An 18507-nucleotide genomic window follows, 5' to 3' on the forward strand; every position below is an offset into this window, starting at 1 on the left:
TAAGTCCCCATCGCTAATTTCACGCGAAGTAACAACTAATTTTTTCAAAGGTTTTGTAATAGAAAGTGTCACAAAATAAATAAGTGCGCCCCCTACAATTAATGAAATTACCATAATAATTAACATGTTATAAAATACAGGTTGGGCTGCTTCAACTACTTCACTTGCATACATCGTTCCACCAATTTTCCAACCTGTTTTTGGATTTGTAGCAAATACCATTTTCTTCTCGCTGTTATCATATGAATAAGTAAAGGTACCATGATTTTCTTGATACATTTGTTTCGCCCAAGCATCCGCGGCTTTGTCACCAGATTCTTCTTTTGGATGAGCAATTATCTTTTGATTTTGATCTAAAATAAAGGCATATCCTTTCTTCCCAATATTAATCATTTTTGCTGTTTTTAATAAATTATCAAGGCTTAAATCTAAACCGATAACACCATTTTTATCTTCTGTTTGTTTGGCAATTGTTACCACAATATGACCATTTCCTTTAGCCTTATATGGTTCCGTTACAATAATACCACCTTGCTTACTTACCGCATCTTTATACCAAGGACGTGTTGTTGGATCATAATCCGTTGGCATTTGTATATCTGGTTCTTGCACAAACTTCTTATCATTTCCTGCAACATACACCTGTTCAATTTCTGGATGTAAATTAATATATTGTGAAAATATTTTTTTAAGTTCACCTTGATTTTCTCCTTGATAGAGACTACTATCAATTACTTTTGCAAAATGTGTAACATCATTAAATTTCGCTTCAATTGTTTGATTAATTAAATCATCTAGTATTTTAATATTATCATTTGCACTACTCATAATCTGTGATTCAAAATTCTTTTTAGCCGTTTGGTAAGACAGACCACCAATGACTGACACAGCAGCAATTAAAATAATAAAAAATGAAATCAATAGCTTTTTTGCTACTTTCATATTTCCAAACCTCTGTAATAGTTTACTCATGAAATCCCTCCTCTGTTTTTCATTTTAATATTCAAGTTTTAAGATAATAACGACCTCTAAATGAACTTATTCATCATCATTTTTAGACTAATACTTTGTAAAGTTTAAACAAATAATTTCTTTTTGTCCATATATACGAATAATATTATTATAAAATTTACAAACATAAAAAACCAAAGGAGCCTCCCTTTGGTTTTTTCAATTCTTTCTATGTTGTTTTGCAATCTTTTTCCACTTAGCTCGTTCAGCTCGGGCAAGTGCTAAATCTTGTTTCCTCATCGCATATGCAATTTCTCTTTGCAACTTTTTATAATTTCGCAAACGCTCTGCTGCTATAATACCGTCATCAATTGCCATTCGAACGGCACAGCCCGGTTCACTGTTGTGCTCACAATCACGAAAACGACACTCTTTGGCGAATTCTTCAATATCAGAAAATGTCGCATGGATTGCTCCGCTGCCTTCCCAAAGTTGAAGCTCTCTCATACCAGGAGTATCAATTACTAAACCACCACTTGACAATTGGAACAGCTCACGATGAGTCGTTGTATGCCGTCCTTTACTATCCTCTTCACGAACACCACCTGTTTTTGCAACTTCAGCACCCATTAATGCGTTTAATAAAGTAGATTTCCCAGCGCCTGAGGAACCAACGAGGGCAATCGTTTTACCAGGAGCTACAAATTGCTGCAAGGACTCAATTCCCGCTTGCTGCAAACTGTCAACTGCAAAGATTGGAACACCAATAGCTATCGCCTCTGTTTCCAATATCTTTTGCTCCACATCTTCACACAAGTCACTTTTTGTCAAAACAATAACAGGCATTGCTCCACTTTCATAAGCAAGTAATAAATAACGTTCCATTCTTCTCACATTAAAATCATGGTTGAGAGCATTTACTAAAAAGAGATAGTCCACATTTGCTGCTATAATCTGTTCAACAGTTCTGTTACCAGCTTCTTGTCTAGCAAAGGAACTCTTCCTTTGCAAAACACGGTGAATAATAGCCTTATTTTCTTCTTCTAACTTCTTTATATACACCCAATCACCAATTGCTGGATAATCCCCTTTAGATAACGCTTCATGACGAAACTTTCCAGATAACTCTGCTACATATTCACCATCATTACAAATGATACGATATATATGCTTATGTTCAAGTAAAATCCGTCCTACTTCATACTTGTCTACAGATTGATCCTCAAAAAAAGAATCCCATCCAAATGCTTCTAAACAATTTTGATTCAAATTAATATCCTCCCTATTTTGAGCCCAGTGGAAGGATTGTGCGATTCCTACAAAGTCTCGCTCTTTCCGTCCACCTTTGTATTCGCTTTCATATTTCTATCAATAATCATCGCCATAATACATCACCCCGTTCTTAGTTTAGTTAATCTCATTATATGTAATATCATTTTGAAAAGCTACTTTATTTAACGGAATTTTCGGATATATATTTTTTTATCGTTCTTATTTGTCCACAATGGCTGATTTCATCCTCCTTTTCTAAATTTATGATAATGAAAAAGAACGGAACATAATAGACTGAAATATACCAGAATTTTCTGTTATAATAAAAGTGAACAAGCATGTAGCCAGACTAAATTTTCTCAATATGCTTATATAAAATTTAAAAAGGAATATAAGTGTAAAAAACGAATCTTATTCACTAAAAGGAGTGGATTTGATGGAGATGTATCAATGGCTAACTGCTGTTCTCGTTGGTGGCATGACTGGCTTCGTTTCCCATCTAATCAATAACCAAGGCAAGTTATTGCTTCCACGCCGTTTAAAAACCTTCTTTCATCTTGGTTTTCTAACTGATATATTAACTGGTAGTCTTGCAGCACTTCTAGGACTCGTCTTATTTGATGTAATTACAATAAAAGAGATTATTAAAGTATCCATTGTCACTGCCATTTCAGGGCAAACCTTCCTACTTCATCAAGCACTTGGCGGTGAACAAGCCAAAAACACACAAATTGGTAAAGTCGATGAGAAAATTCAAGAAATTGACAAATTATTACGACGTTAATCTATACTTTCATTCAAAACTATTGCTATAATGAAAAATAAATATTTCTGAATTGTGTTGTCCGTCAGAAGAAAGGGTGTTTCGTATGCCAAAAAAGAAAATAGAAGATTTCTTAACAGACTCTGAAAAAGAGGAACTGATAGAAAACTATAAATGTTTACGAGCAGCCCGCACAAAACGTGAAGCTAACCATTTTGGTGAAACAGTTAATCACCTATTAGATAAAGCAAAAAAACGAATTATTGAAGAAGCAGGAATAGAGGATGAAAATGCTGCAACTGTTCAATCTAAACGAAAAGCACTGTTTTAGTCATGTATCTAAAACAGTGCTTTTCGTTATTTTGTTTACATAATATTATTACTGGTTACAAAGAAGTGGTCTTCTGTTTTTCCCCTAATTCTCCTGTCATGTATCGATCACTTTTTCGGAATACTAAAAGTGAAACCACATATAAGATAGCCGTAAAAGAGCCGATGAAAATAAAATTATCAAATGCTGCAAACAGCACTCCCGCCACTGCCGCTCCAATTGTTTGTCCAATATACATAGAAGAATTTGCTAACGCCGCTCCTGTTCCCCTAGCTATGCTAGATATCTTTTGCAAACGGCTCATCATAAGTACAAATAAAATTCCTGTAATAAAAAATAAAATAAAGAAAAATAACTCAACCAATAGAATTTGTTTCAAGTACGGTAAAATAACATATAGACAAGCTACAACAAAAATGCCGCCATAAAAAGCATAAGTATAACCTAATTTTTTAACAAGTTTAGGTCCTAAAATATTGCCTGCTAGATTTCCTAATCCAAGTATAAGCATTGCTGTTCCTACTTCATTTACTTGTAACTTAAATTGAGTTGCTAACCATACTCCAAAAAATGAAAATGCTGCAAAATTACCTGTTTGGAAAAGAAAATATGCAAAGTAAGAAAGTGAAACCTTAGACTCCCCTAATAGTTGTTGATAACGACTTACAATAGATTGATGCTTTTGTTCTATTTGCAGTGGCTGTATTTCTGGCAATGCAATATAAATAAAAATGACAAGTATCGCTGAACAAATACCAATTATAAAGAAAGGTGTTGTATAGTGTATCGTTGCTAAATATGCTCCAATTGGTAATCCAAGTACTTGCGCTAATGATAGTCCTGCTGTTGCAATCCCAATTGATTTCATAACTTGATTTTTGGACACAAGAAGCGGAATAGATGCCCACACTTGTGGAGATACAAATGCTGCACTTATTCCTGCACAAAAACGGAAGGTAATCATCCACCAAAAGCTTGGTGCTAATCCGCATAAAAACGTACTAATTGCAAAAAAGCTCATGCCTCCTAACATTACCCTCTTCCGATTTAATCTATCAGAAATAGGTCCAGCAATAAGTGCAAATACAGCATATCCCAGTGCATATGCACTTACCATCCATCCTGAAATTTCTGTTGGAATCCCGTATACTGTTTGTAGTGTTGGTAATAATGGTGAAATCAAAAAAGTATCTGTACCAATCATAAACATCATGATAAAAAATAATATCATAATTTTGTTCATCTTCTCCATCTCCTTAAATAGTAACAAAGGGTAGAATTTCACCCTTTGTTACTACTCCTCTAAAATAGATTGTATATATTCCAAATCACTCTCATGTAACGATACATCTACTACTTTTACATTTTCTCTTACTTGCTCTGCACGTTTCCCACCAGGAATCACTGTATCAATTCCCCCTTGATTTAACAGCCAAGCTAACGCTACATTAGATAACGTTGTATTTTTTTCTCTAGCAAAATCTTTTAATTTTTCAACTTTCATAAAATTTTTCTTATATGTATGTTCCTCAAATAATGAGACATCTTTACGCCAATCTTTTTCATCTAGGCTCAAATCTTCTGGATATCTACCACCTAAAATCCCAAAAGCAAGGGGGCCATATGGAATAAATGAAATTCCTTCTTTTATGCAATATGGCAAGAGCTCCTTTTCCGCTGTACGATCTAACATATTATAAGGAGATTGTAGTACATCAATATCGCCAAACTGATTCGCCTCTTTTAGCTGAGCTAAGTTTACATTTGATATTCCTATCGAACGAATCTTCCCTTCTTCTTTTAAACGAACAAGTTCTCCAATTGAATCTATGTACATAGTTTCTGAATTTGTAAAATGTAAATAATATAAATCTATATAATCTGTCTGTAATCTTCGCAAGCTATTTTCAACTGCATTTCTTAAATAATTTGGTTCATTATTAATACAAGTAGAACCGCTCAATAATGGCTGTATCCCTCCTTTTGTAGCGAGTACAAGCTCTTGTCGTTTTCTTTTAATCGTCTCTCCTATTAATTCCTCAGATCTGCCAAATCCATATGAATCAGCTGTATCTATCAATGTAATGCCTTGCTGAAGTGCCTCCTCAATCATTCTTATTCCTTCTTGTTCATTCACATTTGAAAATAAATTATGGCCCCCTACTGCATTCGTTCCTAAACCAATTTGAGAAATTTGTAATCCTGCCTTTTGCAACTTCGTATACTTCATTTTTATCCCCCTATATATTTCTATTGTTCGAATATATTCGAACAATAGAAATATATCATTTTATATGTTATAGTGCAACTGAAAGAACTTATAAAGTAGGTGAAATTATGCGAACACTATATCATCCAAATCGAGAAGAAATTCAACTTTCTTCTGTCTTATATGCTCTTAGCGACCAAATTCGTTTACAAATTGTAAATATGTTAATGGAACAAAATGAACAATCATGCGGTGCACTAAATATTCCAGTTGCTAAATCAACTTTGTCTCACCATTTTAAAGTTTTACGTGAATCCGGCGTTATGTACACTCGTCTAGAAGGCACGCAGCGTTTTATTTCGATTCGAATGGAAGATTTAAATGCTAGATTTCCTGGATTATTAGATGCTGTCTTACAAGCAACGGAACCATATTAAAAAACATCTCATAAATAAATGAGATGTTTTTTAATATCAATTATTCTTTTGACAAATCTATTAATCCATTTCCCTCTGATGTTCGCTCATATCCTAAAGGTACAGTCCGCTTAATAAGCTGGGCATAAATTTCTGGTTCTGATAGCTTTCTTCCATACTCTCTTTCGCACTGCTTAATCAAAAGCGCTAATGCTCCAGCAATATGCGGCGTAGCCATTGATGTCCCACTTAATACCGCATATTTTCCTTCTGGATAAGTAGAAAGAATTTCTTCCCCTGGCGCCACTAAATCAATTTCTTGATTCGAATTACTAAAGCAAGCTAGCTTTCTCTCTAAATTAACAGCTCCGACTTCAATGACCTCAGAATAAGCACCCGGGAAATCCAATTCTTCTGTTTCATCACTACAGTCCCCATTATTTCCTGCAGCGCATACAACAAGTATTTCTTGCTTTACCGCATGCTGGATCACTTCATGTAATTCTGGTACATCCTCTGAACCACCAAGTGACATGGAAATAATTCGGACTCGCTCTTGATTTGGTCCTCTCCAGCGTACTGCATAATCAATCGCCTCAATAATTTGCTGATAGCTTCCAGAGCCATCCCCTGATAATACTTTTAATACCAATAGTTTAGCAAGTGGAGCAACACCTAGAACGCCCACACCATTTTCTGTCGCTGCAATTGTTCCTGCAACATGGGTTCCGTGACCATTATTATCAAGATAACCGTTTGGATTGCCCTCATAATCCTCAGTAAAATTTCTTCCGCCAATAATTCGGTCTTTTAAGTCAATATGATTTATATCACAGCCTGTATCTAATACCGCAACTACAATATCTTTCCCTTTTGCACTCTTTTCCCAAACCTCAGGAGCATGAATCAGTTGTACACCTGGTGGGATTTCGTTTACTTGCTCAACTACTTTATTTACCGTATACGGAATTAATTGAATCCCTTTTTGCTTATTCGCTGTACTACTGTTCATCATAATCCCTCCTAAAATATATTATTTTCACATTTTGAATACGCTTTCATTTATAAAAAACATTCGTTTTCTCACTCCTATTTTCCTGCTTCAAGATTTTTCTCAATACAAAAAGCGTCTTTTCCATCAAATATTCTGACGAAAAAGACGTTTTTGAAATCTTATGCTACTTCATTTTGTGCGGTCCCAAATTCCATTTCTTTCATAACAGCATAATCGTTGGAATAAGAACCTACTCAGTCTTAATACTGCACAATATGATAATAGTATCGTACTGATTATTTAAATTAGTGCAATGAGTGATCTTGTTTAAATACCTAGCAAACTAAACATGCTCATCCTTTACTAACTCATTCGCAACCTTTCCTTCAATTGTTTTAAATAACGGGATCGTATCAGAATGAAATATACAATTTGAATTCCAACAAAAATACTTAGTACAATTGCATTTTCTTTTAAAAGTGAATACTCAAACATTTGTCCTAAAGTCGTTAATGCAACAGCACCGTGTAATGTTGCAACACCAATTGGAACAAAGAATAATAGCGCTAATCGAATTGTCACAACTTTGGATAACTCTCCACTTGTTAACCCTACTTTTCGAATTGATTCAAATAAACGATAATCATCTTCTAAGTCAGAGAATAAGCGGAAGTATAAAAAACTACCCGCACATACAAAGAACACAATACCGATAAAAAATCCTACAAATAAAATAGGTCCAGCAACCTGTAAAGCTTGATTTTGCTCATACTCTGCCGCACTAAATCTCGAATGCTCTTGTTGAGATTTTATTTTGTTTGTTATTTCCTTTCCAGCTTCAATTTCATTTTTGCTTTCCTTCGTTTGATACATATAATCTTTTACTTCCTTGAAGCCATCTTGTAATAGATTATATTGATCTTCTGAAATAACGTAGACATTCCTAGTAAGTGCTTTACCGAGAGAAGATGTATGAATTTCTTTCACCTTCAATGATGTATTTTGATTCGGTAATTCTAATGTTTGTCTTTCTATTTTTTGTGGTACTGGCATTTCTACTGATAGAAAGAGTGCTGTATTTTCATTCAAATCACCTGGCTGTTCACCTGTAAGCTTTGCATATTTCTTATAATCAGATTCCCTTACAAAGACTGCATCTCGCAGTCCTTTCTCTTCGGTTTGCTTTGAGACAATATCTGTTTTCTCGTTAGATATATTATATTTCTTTAATGTTTGCTCAATCATTTGTACATGCCCTGATTCATTTTCATTTCCTTGTTTAGATTGATACTGAAATGCAATCGGTTGATCCATTATGCTCTTCGTCATAGAAGCAAAACCAACTAGTGTACCAATAGCAGAAAAAGCTACAGTCGAAATAATTGTAACAATAAAGAACATCCGTGCATTATCTCTCATGCGATATGCTAAATCTGATAGAGTAATGATATTGGTTCTTGTCCAATACAAACGTTTGCTTTTTTTACATGCTCGAATAATAAATACACTTAGCTGCTTATACAGTAAGTATGTACCAATAATGACAACCGTCGTTACAGGAATCAACATAATAAAAACCATTGCACCATGCGAAGATAAGGCACCTACATATCCTGTACCAAGCAACAACACAGCTAGAATTGAAGAAATAATGGATGCTTTTGGTTCAGGCTTCGCTTTTACTGAACCTCTAAATAGTTTCATGATTTGATTTTTACGAATCATTCCTGCACTAAAAAAAGAAATAATAATAAATAATATAAAAAACATAACACTCGTTACGCCAATTGCTGTTATTGGTAAATAATATGATAAAGATAGATCCAGCTTCAATACTAATGGCGCTATCCAAATCAATAGACCTGAAAACAGCATTCCACAAATGATACCCGTAATAATTGATGCCATACCAATCATGACATTTTCAAAAAAGATAAGACGTCTTAATTGAAATTTCGTCATACCTAGCATCATTAAAATCCCTAATTCACGCTTCCTTGTTTTTAAAAACATTCCCATTGAATATAGAATAAAGAAAAACGTAAAAAGATAAATAATAACTTGCGCAAAAGACATACTTACAAATACATATTGACCTAATTGACCGGCACTTAATGCAGGATGAAACGCAAAAAATGAATAAACAAAGAAGGCCATAATTGCAAATGCACTACTCAAAAAATAAGCCGAATATGTTCGTCTATTCCGCGTTACATTACGAAACGCTAATTCCCTAATATTCATATTATTTCTCCGCCCTTTCAATAACTATATTGCTATCATAATAAAGCGAAGAAATATCTACCATCGATTCAAATGACAAAAACCTTACATTTTTGAAAGGTCACAGAAAAATTGATTAAACTAGGCATTTTCTTTATAATAACTACATTCATATTCATACGTTCAACCTATTGTATATTCGTTAATTTTACGAAATAATAAGGATGGATATTTCTGAATCAGTACATATAAACTCATCACTCGTTCTATATGAATAGGAGGAAAACATAATGACATTACAAGAACAAATTATGAAAGCATTACATGTTCATCCTGCAATTGATCCAAAAGCAGAAATTCGTAAACGAATTGATTTCTTAAAAGATTATTTAAGAAAAACAGGTGCAAAAGGCTTTGTACTCGGAATCAGTGGTGGACAAGATTCAACACTAGCAGGCCGCTTAGCACAGCTTGCAGTTGAAGAATCTCGCAATGAAGGATACAACGCAACATTTATCGCTGTACGCCTTCCATATCAGGTACAGAAAGATGAAGACGATGCGCAATTAGCACTACAATTTATTAAACCCGATCAATCTGTAGCTTTCGATATCGCTTCAACAGTTGATGCATTTTCAAGTCAATATAAAGACTTATTAGGAGAATCATTAACAGACTTCAATAAAGGAAACGTTAAAGCTCGCGTTCGCATGGTCACACAATATGCAATTGGTGGACAACAAGGTTTACTTGTTATCGGAACAGATCATGCTGCTGAAGCTGTAACAGGTTTCTTCACAAAGTTCGGTGATGGTGGTGCAGATCTTTTACCACTAACAGGATTAACAAAACGTCAAGGACGATCTTTATTACAAGAATTAGGCGCTGAAGAACGCCTTTACTTAAAAATGCCAACAGCTGATTTATTAGATGAAAAACCAGGTCAAGCTGACGAAACAGAATTAGGGATTACATACGATCAATTAGATGATTACTTAGAAGGAAAAGCAGTTCCTAAAGACGTTGCAGAAAAAATTGAAAAACGTTATACAGTAAGTGAACATAAAAGACAAACACCAGCATCCATGTTTGATGATTGGTGGAAATAAATAACATATATAAAAAGAAGCTAATTTCATTTAGCTTCTTTTTATATATATCACTTCTTAAAAATTAGTTTCTATATATACATCAATTAAAAAACGGACATAAAACCCCTCTTTTTTGATAATTTTACCATACACTCAATGTAAATAATTCTGCATTTACCTATAAGCATAAAAAGGGCACCTTTTACAGATGCCCTTTTTCATCAATACGTAAATGTAATTGTTGCTAATGAATACCCTGCCATCGCACTATACGGTGCAACTTGATAAGAAACTCGCTTCGCACCTTTTGGCCAAGTAAGTTCATTTAATACTTTTTTAATATCTTGCATTGTTCCATCCATAGATTGCTTATAACGCAGTTCTACTTTTTGAGGTTTCGTAGTAAATTGCTTCTGTAATTTTTGTTTCAACTCATTATAATCTTCAGCCCCATATTGCGTAGACAGATAGACTAAATCCGTGTCTTTGAGCATTTGTTGATATACCAACTTTTTTGAACTACCTTTCTTTATCTTACTTGTTAATTCATTATAGTAATTCGTAGATGCTACTGGATATTTACTACGATCCCATTCATGGTCTTTGCTTAATTGCTCGTCAGACATATTATAGTAAGAATATGTTACACGACCTTCTTTATCTGGAACTGGATCATCAAATGTCGTATCGAGGTGATACCATTTATCCTCAATCTTCACTAGGTTCCAAGCATGTGCTTGTCCATTTCCTTTTCCAGTTACAATATGTGATTGAATACCCGCTTCTTTTAATAATTGATATGTTAATAGTGTATATCCTTGGCAAACAGCTGAGCGATTAGCCAATGCGTCATACGCTGTATATGCCTTATAAGAAGTATCATAGGAAACATGTTTCACAACATAATCATGAATCGCTTTTACTTTTTCATGATCATCCATGCCAGCTTTTATTATAGAATTCACAATCGATTTTGCCTGCGTCTTTACATATTGTGTTTGTTCCTTTGATTCACGATATGTAATATTTAATGTAAACGCATAGTTTCCTGGTATTCCACGTATAGAGTACTTAGTACTTGCTATATTATATTTTACATACTCATCTGCATCTACAATTTTATTATACTCTTGAAAGAGCTTATCCATTACGTCTCTACCATTTTTCTCTTTTGTTTTGTATGTGATTGTAATATTTTCTTCTCGATTATCAATGCGTTTTTTTAACTCTTTCTGAAAATCTTCTAACAACTTTGTATCTGATGGTGTAGTTGCTACCTTTTGATTTGACGCTGCATAAGATACGGAATGCACATGTAAACCACTGATCATAATTGTTGAACAAAGTACGATAGCTGTTACATACTTGTTTGTTTTCTTCATCTTGTCACTCCTCCTACTCTAAAAATATACGAAAAAATGTTCATATATTTTTAGAGTATACAGTATTTTTTCAAAAAGAAAATATAAGATTGTATATATTTATTAATTGCTATTTAAATATTATTAAAAGGAATTCCGATAATATTAAAAGAAAATATACAATAAAGTGCAACTTTAATCAGTGAGGGGATCTTCATCCCCTACTAATTATCAGTCCTCACCAATTGGCTTTTACGGGCCGTTTATCTCCCATCTAACTTCTTTGCTTGCACTGAACTTTGAAGTGGGAGTATTACTGTCCGCAAATAGCAGGATAAACTAAAAAAGTAGTAACCCTTCCATTAGAAGTAACTACTACTTTTTTTCTAACAAGTTTGTAAAATACAGCATGTATTTTCAAAACGACGATGTTTCAAATCATCATTTCCAATACAAAAGTATAACATCCCTAAATCTCCCCACATCATATTACAATTCTTATAATCAGAATCAATTTGGAATAATAGCGTCATATGATAAGGATTCACACCAATGTAATCACCAGCTTCTTGAAACACTTCTTCTTGAACAGAGAAAGGTTCACCAAATAATTGATGGTTGTCATAATGATCTGGGATTAATTCCTCAAGTAACTGTAGAAAACGATCCGAATCATCTTCATTTTCAATAAAGAGCTCTGGTAATTTATAAGTGCATTCAAATGATATTTCACATTGTATAAATCTCGCTTGGATTTCATCCATTCTTCGCAATTGTTCAGCTGAAACATCATAATAAAGTACACATCCTACATCTTTCTGATTTACATCTTCATCAAAATGATTTTCACAATAAAAAAAATAGAGCATCCCTGTTTTAGGAAGATTGTGACTCATACTCACATCATGTAAATCATTTAAATTAAATTGTGCAATAAAATGTAATGGATTCTCTTTATAAGTTGGATATTCAAATGAAACGGGCACATCAGGGACTCCTCCCATTTTAGAACAACCAATTGCAAGTGTATCCTTTTGTATAGGAGTAACTTTTATACAAGGAAATATCGTATTTACTAATTCCTGTTTTAAATGTGTCAATTCATATTTATCAATTAATGATTCAATTTTCTTTTTCATAAACTCTCCTTAAGTAATGTACTTATTCGTATCATAGCACACATATAGTAACGACTTCATCTTCTGAATAAACAAACCATCAAAAAACGGGCTCATCTCTCATACGCGAACAAGTTTAAAAAAGCATAGTATACAGTGTTCCTACAAACATGATATCTCATAATTTCTTACAGTAGACCCTCTAATCATTCATTTTGACTTTTAATATAAGGAGGCTTTCCACATGGGTTACGGATATAGTTGTGGCGGTTATGGTGGTTACGGCGGTTTCGGTTACGGTGGTGGTTACGGCGGTGGTTGTGGTTATGGCGGTTTCGCGTTATTAATCGTTTTATTTATCCTTCTAATCATCATTGGAGCTAGCTGCTGGGGCGGCTTCGTCGGCTGCTAAGTAAGATTTAAAAACTATTGTAAAAGAGCACGTGATTTACGTGCTCTTTTGCTATATAAAAAATTCATTATGTGAAAGGAATCATTCTTATGAAAATTGATGGTGTGTTTGAAGGTGGGGGTGTTCGTGGAATTGCACATGTTGGGGCAATTTGTGCATTAGCTGAGCAAGGCTACGATTGCGAACGCGTAGCCGGAACATCAGCTGGTGCTATTATCGCAGCCCTTTTGGCAGCTGGTTATTCTTGTACAGAGCTAAAAGACATTATAAATAACGTAGATTACCATCAATTCACAAAAAAAACTTTACTTGATAAGATCCCACTTATAGGAAAAGGGTTAAACACATGGGCTAGATTAGGAATCTATTCCAATGTATTTTTAGAAGAATGGCTAGAAGACTTACTAAGAAAAAAGGGAATTTATCATTTTAGTGACTTACCTAATCCAAAAAATCTAAAAATCATCGTTTCAGATATAAGCAATGGCAAAATGGTTATTTTCCCTGATGACTTACCCAACTATGGTTTTTCAAATTATCGTTTTCCAATCGCAAAAGCAGTTAGAATGAGCGGGACTATTCCTTTCTTTTTTGAACCAGTGAAATGGAAAACACCAAAATGGAAACAACCTTGTTACATGGTTGATGGTGGTATTTTAAGCAATTATCCAATCTGGATCTTCGACTCACCCACTATACCTCGCTGGCCTACCTTTGGCTTCCATTTTGTGAAAGATGAAATCCAAGCAGAGCCTGTTCCTTATGAAGAGCCTATTTCTATGTTCAAAGGGTTATTTAAAACAATGATGCAAGCACACGACTTACGTTATTTGGATAAAGAATCAAAGGCGCGAACCATTACAATTCCAACAGGTTCAATTACAAGTACCAATTTCCAATTAACTGATGCCGAAAAAGAATGGCTCTATCAATCTGGATACAACGCTGCGAATAAATTTTTACAATCTTGGAACTTCAAAAGATATGTCCATGAATATAGAAGCGGAAATCAAGATCGAAAAATATATCATCAAAACCGCTATTTGGATTCATAATATTCTTCTTTCAATTAGATTGTTCTTACTTTACATTACTATCAAATCAATAAGCCTAATAAACTATAATTGTATTAGGCTTATTGATTATAAGGTACACTTTAACAAATATATACATCAATTAAAAAACCAACATAACCCCCCTCTTTTTAGGTGGGAGAGAGCATCTGGCCATGCATAGTAGCGGTCAGGGCCTTTTTCTGCCACATGCGAAATAAAAGCAGAAAGAACAAACGAGTGTAGGTTACTTTTTATTCTGCATAGCAGGGATTTAGATGCCGAAAAATTAAAGTAGATTTATATAGAATATTTCCTGTATTTACTTTTAATTAAGGATAATCCAATCCTTCCGCTTCTTTAGCAGTAACAACTACATATCGCTCTCCTGTCCTAAGTCCTAGTAACTCTGCCTTCTCAATTGCTTCTTGCTTCGTTTCTGCATAAGCTGCTAAATATTTAGTCCCTTCAATTACTTGACAAATAACATACTTTTTCATACTTTCTCTCCTTTTTCAATACATACTCTGTTACTTTTTTCATAAAGATGTACTACTATACTGATAAACTCTTAATCAATCTAGCTATGTTTTTAATTCCTATTTCGATTTCATCTAATGATGCATATGAATATGAAAGACGTAAAAAATCCCCTGCATTTCTATCATATAAATTCCCTGGATTTAGTAAAATATTTTCTTTTAATGCTTTTTCAAATAAAATTCGGCTTGAGATTTCGGGACCGATATGTAACCAAATGTAAAAACTACCTAGTGGGATATGCCAAGTTGCTATATCTTTACAATATTTATTGAGTACGTCAAGCATAAAATCTCTCTTTCTTTTCAATTCGCCTCGTATATATTGTATATGTTCACCATAGAAACCACTCCTAAACCATTCTGCAGCAACCTGTTGTGATATGGAACTAGAACCATAATCCGTTTGCATTTTTATATCTGCTAATCGTTGAATAACTGGTTCTGGTCCAACAATCCAACCATATGGATGGATACAACTTCTATTTTCTTTTATACAATATACACTATCATATTTGAATCATTTATACGGGAGGAAATAACATGACTGAAGCAATTATTCACGGAGTAATTCTTGCATTTGGGCTTATTATTCCATTAGGTGTCCAAAATGTCTTTGTTTTTAATCAAGGTGCCAGTCAACCAAATATTTGGCACGCCGCTCCTGTGGTGCTAACCGCAGCCATTTGTGACACAGTGTTAATTCTCGTTGCCGTCCAAGGTGTATCTATTATGCTCCTTACCTTTTCATGGCTCACAACAGCTCTTTATGTAATTGGATTTTTCTTTCTGATATATATGGGATGGGCAATTTGGAAAAGCGATGCTACAAAGGAACTACATAAAGAAAAAAAGATATCATTCAAAAAGCAAATTATTTTCGCTGCTTCTGTTTCCTTATTAAATCCACATGCAATTTTGGATACGATTGGTGTTATAGGAACAAACTCTATTCAATATGTAGGAGTTGAAAAATGGGCATTTACTTTTGCAACTATTACTGTTTCTTGGATTTGGTTTATCGGCTTAGTATTTGCTGGACGAATGCTAAAAGAAATCGATTCATCCGGGAAAACAATTAGAATATTAAATAAAGTTTCTGGAGTTATGATATGGGGCGTCGCTCTTTATATGTTAAAGCAAATCGTTTTTCTGCACTAAAGTAATGAGAATTGCATGCTGAGAATATGTTACATACAATTCTCATTTAGTGTGACAAAATAGAAAAAACGTTAAGGAGTTGATTTAGGCTGTCGATGTAAAGCAGCTTGATCTTTTGCCGGTTTAATCCATATGATTGTAACAACTGCCCCAATCGCTGCAAAGATACTTGTTACATAAAAAACTTCATGGTCTGCTCCCTTCATAAAAAAAGAATAAAGAGGCGGACCTGCAGCTACACCAATAAAACGCATCGAACTATAAAATGAGGTAACTGTTCCTCTTTGTTCTTTTTCAATTCCTTGTGTAATCAAAGCATCTAAACATGGTAATGCTATCCCAATTCCAAGCCCCATAATAACAAGACAAAGAAGTAACAAATATATACCTTTCACAAATAATGGAATAGCAACAGATACGGCGGCTAATATAAAACCGATGTATATACACCTTTTCATTACGATCTGGTTATCACCGATTTTCTTTCCTGCCATATATGAACTTAGTGATAGTACAAGTAAAGGAATAGCAAGTATACATCCTTTCCAAATTCCATGAATGCTATATTTTGTTTCTAATATGGTAGACAAATAAAAAAGAATCCCAAATAAAATAAGCATAGTAATCGCACCTAATATAAAGATTGCAACTAACCATCTTCCTTTTTCTCGGAAGGTTGAAGCAATGGAATGAATAAATTCTTTAAGTGGCGGCACTTGATTTTCTTGTTTTTTTGCTTTTACTAATAGCAATAATAAAACAATTGAGATAGCACATAATACCGGAATAGCCCAAAATGGTAAAAACCATACTATTCCAGCAAGAGCTGATCCTAATATTGGACTAAGTACTTTTCCAAATGTGTTCGATGTTTCAATAATTCCTAAGCCAGTACTTACTTCTTTTTCATCTTTATATAAATCACCAACACACGGAATGACAACTGGCATAGCTCCCGCAGCACCTATTCCTTGAATCGCTCTTCCAATAAGAATCCACACATAGGGATTTTCAACTTTCCATGATACCCAACCTGTTATAGCCCCTCCGATGGCAGCAATTAACAAGCTTGGGACCATCACCATTTTGCGCCCCCACCGATCTGATAAATAACCAGCGATGGGAATAAGTAAAATTGCTACAATAGAATATATTGTAATGATCATGGATGTTTGAAAAGAAGAAATATGCAACTTTTTTTCAATTGTTGGAAGGATTGGAATAAGCATTGAATTTCCTAATGTCATAACAAGTGGCACAGATGCAAGTGCAATTAAACAACAGTCTTCTTTTTTTAACATGCCGATTTCGAAACCTTTCATCATTTATTTCTTTCCATATAGTAGCCCTGATGGGATTTGATTTTATATTCCATCAGGGCTCTCACATCTTGTCTGCTTTTTAACTTATATAACAAAAGAAATTGGAGTAAAACCTAGCATTACTTCTATTCTTTCAATCCTCACAACAGTATATCCGTACTATTTAATGGAAAATTATTTTCCTTTCCACCTGACACCATACAATATTTTCAAAAAACAAAAAAAGAAAGGAAGACCCCTTCCTTTCTCCCTTGACGCTTTCATTTTAGCGAGTATATCCGCCACCAAGCTGTTGTTCTGCCATAGCTACAAGACGTTTCGTGATTTCACCGCCTACAGAACCATTTGCACGTGAAGAAGTATCGGCTCCAAGTTGTACACCAAATTCCTGTGCAATTTCATATTTCATTTGATCAAGAGCCGCTTGCGCTCCGCTTGATGCTAATTGATTAGAATTACGATTTCTAGCCATTACCGTTCACCTCCTTTATATATTAAAATGCAGAGAAACTCGATAATTTATTCCTGGTATTTTTTGGAATTTTTCAATTCTAATAAAGCTCTTTCATCACCTTAAACTTCTATAAAGACTTTCAATATTTCTCCAACAATACGCAGTTTCTTCTGCATCTAATCTTTCTAAAAACTTAGTATCAACTAGTTCGGGGCGAAATTTTTCATAAAAGAGCTTTGAAGGATTATTAGAAAGAACCCATACTAATACCGATTTCACATCATTTTTTATAAATTCAGACACGAGCGTTTGAAATAACCGTTTTCCTACTTTATAACCTTGATATTCTTTTAATAAATAAATTGCATATAATTCCCCATCGCAATCATATTTTCCTGTTCTTTCAGTTCCACCATCGATAAATCCTATGATACTGCCATCTAACGTTTCTGCTACATACCTATATTGATAAGTAGTCACTTGTTCGAAAATGGTTTTCCATTGTTTTTCTCGGATTTCATATGTGATATTATCTAAAATTCCATCAGGTAATATGCCTTTATACGTTGTTTTCCAACTATCCGCATGTACTTTCGCTATACCAGGAATATCCTCTTTTACTGCCTTTCTAATTTTTATTTCCATCTCTTCTCCCCCTTTTGCATTTCATTGTATCAAATGGAAACATAAAATCGATGTTGATTATACAAATGATTAAATATTTTATTTACTTCCCTATATAATTAGTTTCTACGACAAACTCTATAAATCCATTTTCATTTTTCGACCTCTAAATCCCTGCTATGCAGAATAAAAAGCAACCTACACTCGTTTGCTC

At 34.1% G+C, this 18507-nt stretch carries 19 protein-coding genes and 1 pseudogene; 7 read left to right on the top strand and 13 right to left on the bottom strand.

The window, feature by feature from the left end:
• Positions 1-972 (bottom strand): HAMP domain-containing protein (locus tag COO03_RS18625; RefSeq protein ID WP_141523286.1); only part of this gene is annotated, 972 nt, incomplete at its 3' end.
• Between the two features lie 198 nt (positions 973-1170).
• Positions 1171-2220: a ribosome small subunit-dependent GTPase A gene (gene rsgA, locus COO03_RS18630; protein WP_097898583.1), complete on the bottom strand. Its 1050-nt coding sequence runs from the start codon at positions 2218-2220 to the stop codon at positions 1171-1173.
• Between the two features lie 439 nt (positions 2221-2659).
• Between rsgA and COO03_RS18635 the strand changes: the two genes are divergently transcribed.
• Positions 2660-3007, top strand: a complete 348-nt coding sequence (locus tag COO03_RS18635; protein ID WP_097898584.1) for a DUF4257 domain-containing protein — start codon at positions 2660-2662, stop codon at positions 3005-3007.
• An 85-nt stretch (positions 3008-3092) separates the two neighbouring features.
• Positions 3093-3317 (top strand): hypothetical protein, encoded by a 225-nt coding sequence (locus COO03_RS18640; protein ID WP_097898585.1) that lies wholly within the window; start codon positions 3093-3095, stop codon positions 3315-3317.
• A gap of 55 nt (positions 3318-3372) precedes the next feature.
• On the opposite strand, the gene COO03_RS18645 is transcribed toward COO03_RS18640, so the two are convergent.
• Positions 3373-4560 carry an MFS transporter gene (locus tag COO03_RS18645; protein WP_097898586.1) on the bottom strand — a complete coding sequence of 396 codons (1188 nt, stop codon included), beginning with the start codon at positions 4558-4560 and terminating at the stop codon, positions 3373-3375.
• Between the two features lie 51 nt (positions 4561-4611).
• Positions 4612-5547: an aldo/keto reductase gene (locus tag COO03_RS18650; protein WP_097898587.1), complete on the bottom strand. Its 936-nt coding sequence runs from the start codon at positions 5545-5547 to the stop codon at positions 4612-4614.
• A 107-nt stretch (positions 5548-5654) separates the two neighbouring features.
• Between COO03_RS18650 and COO03_RS18655 the strand changes: the two genes are divergently transcribed.
• Positions 5655-5963 (top strand): ArsR/SmtB family transcription factor, encoded by a 309-nt coding sequence (locus COO03_RS18655; RefSeq protein WP_097898588.1) that lies wholly within the window; start codon positions 5655-5657, stop codon positions 5961-5963.
• A 40-nt stretch (positions 5964-6003) separates the two neighbouring features.
• On the opposite strand, the gene COO03_RS18660 is transcribed toward COO03_RS18655, so the two are convergent.
• A complete protein-coding gene (locus COO03_RS18660) occupies positions 6004-6954 on the bottom strand; it encodes a S8 family peptidase (RefSeq protein ID WP_097898589.1) in 951 nt (316 codons plus the stop codon).
• Positions 6955-7299: 345 nt separating this feature from the next.
• On the bottom strand, positions 7300-9180 hold the full coding sequence (locus tag COO03_RS18665; RefSeq protein ID WP_097898590.1) for an FtsX-like permease family protein: 1881 nt from the start codon (positions 9178-9180) through the stop codon (positions 7300-7302).
• Between the two features lie 269 nt (positions 9181-9449).
• Here COO03_RS18665 and nadE point away from each other — a divergent pair, with 269 nt between their 5' ends.
• Positions 9450-10268, top strand: coding sequence for an ammonia-dependent NAD(+) synthetase (gene nadE / locus COO03_RS18670; RefSeq protein ID WP_097898591.1), 819 nt, complete (start codon positions 9450-9452; stop codon positions 10266-10268).
• Positions 10269-10471: 203 nt separating this feature from the next.
• Here nadE and COO03_RS18675 read toward each other — a convergent pair whose 3' ends face one another.
• Both COO03_RS18675 and COO03_RS18680 read right to left on the bottom strand, forming a co-directional pair.
• Positions 10472-11632: a transglutaminase domain-containing protein gene (locus COO03_RS18675; RefSeq protein WP_097898592.1), complete on the bottom strand. Its 1161-nt coding sequence runs from the start codon at positions 11630-11632 to the stop codon at positions 10472-10474.
• A 365-nt stretch (positions 11633-11997) separates the two neighbouring features.
• Positions 11998-12750, bottom strand: a complete 753-nt coding sequence (locus COO03_RS18680; protein ID WP_097898593.1) for a YwqG family protein — start codon at positions 12748-12750, stop codon at positions 11998-12000.
• 223 nt (positions 12751-12973) lie between these two features.
• Between COO03_RS18680 and yjcZ the strand changes: the two genes are divergently transcribed.
• Both yjcZ and COO03_RS18690 read left to right on the top strand, forming a co-directional pair.
• A complete protein-coding gene (gene yjcZ, locus COO03_RS18685; protein ID WP_097898594.1) occupies positions 12974-13141 on the top strand; it encodes a sporulation protein YjcZ in 168 nt (55 codons plus the stop codon).
• A gap of 89 nt (positions 13142-13230) precedes the next feature.
• Complete coding sequence (locus tag COO03_RS18690; protein ID WP_097898595.1) at positions 13231-14196, top strand: patatin-like phospholipase family protein; 966 nt, start codon at positions 13231-13233, stop codon at positions 14194-14196.
• 329 nt (positions 14197-14525) lie between these two features.
• On the opposite strand, the gene COO03_RS18695 is transcribed toward COO03_RS18690, so the two are convergent.
• Together COO03_RS18695 and COO03_RS18700 are read right to left on the bottom strand one after the other, a co-directional pair.
• A complete protein-coding gene (locus COO03_RS18695; RefSeq protein ID WP_097898596.1) occupies positions 14526-14693 on the bottom strand; it encodes a DUF3933 family protein in 168 nt (55 codons plus the stop codon).
• 55 nt (positions 14694-14748) lie between these two features.
• Positions 14749-15195 (bottom strand): annotated as a pseudogene (locus COO03_RS18700) (PLP-dependent aminotransferase family protein); the annotation flags it as partial.
• A gap of 80 nt (positions 15196-15275) precedes the next feature.
• Between COO03_RS18700 and COO03_RS18705 the strand changes: the two are divergent.
• Entirely contained in the window at positions 15276-15893 is a 618-nt protein-coding gene (locus COO03_RS18705; RefSeq protein ID WP_097898597.1) for a LysE/ArgO family amino acid transporter, read from the top strand.
• A gap of 71 nt (positions 15894-15964) precedes the next feature.
• Here the strand turns inward: COO03_RS18705 and COO03_RS18710 are convergent, their stop codons facing one another.
• The 3 genes from COO03_RS18710 to COO03_RS18720 all read right to left on the bottom strand — a co-directional run bounded on the left by COO03_RS18710 (position 15965) and on the right by COO03_RS18720 (position 18314).
• Complete coding sequence (locus COO03_RS18710) at positions 15965-17218, bottom strand: MFS transporter (protein ID WP_097898598.1); 1254 nt, start codon at positions 17216-17218, stop codon at positions 15965-15967.
• A 262-nt stretch (positions 17219-17480) separates the two neighbouring features.
• A complete protein-coding gene (locus tag COO03_RS18715; protein ID WP_097898599.1) occupies positions 17481-17687 on the bottom strand; it encodes an alpha/beta-type small acid-soluble spore protein in 207 nt (68 codons plus the stop codon).
• A gap of 96 nt (positions 17688-17783) precedes the next feature.
• On the bottom strand, positions 17784-18314 hold the full coding sequence (locus tag COO03_RS18720) for a GNAT family N-acetyltransferase (protein WP_097898600.1): 531 nt from the start codon (positions 18312-18314) through the stop codon (positions 17784-17786).
• Between the last annotated feature and the right edge of the window lie 193 nt (positions 18315-18507).

The sequence above is a fragment of the Bacillus sp. AFS098217 genome, from assembly GCF_002551815.1.
Taxonomy (GTDB): Bacteria; Bacillota; Bacilli; order Bacillales; family Bacillaceae_G; genus Bacillus_A.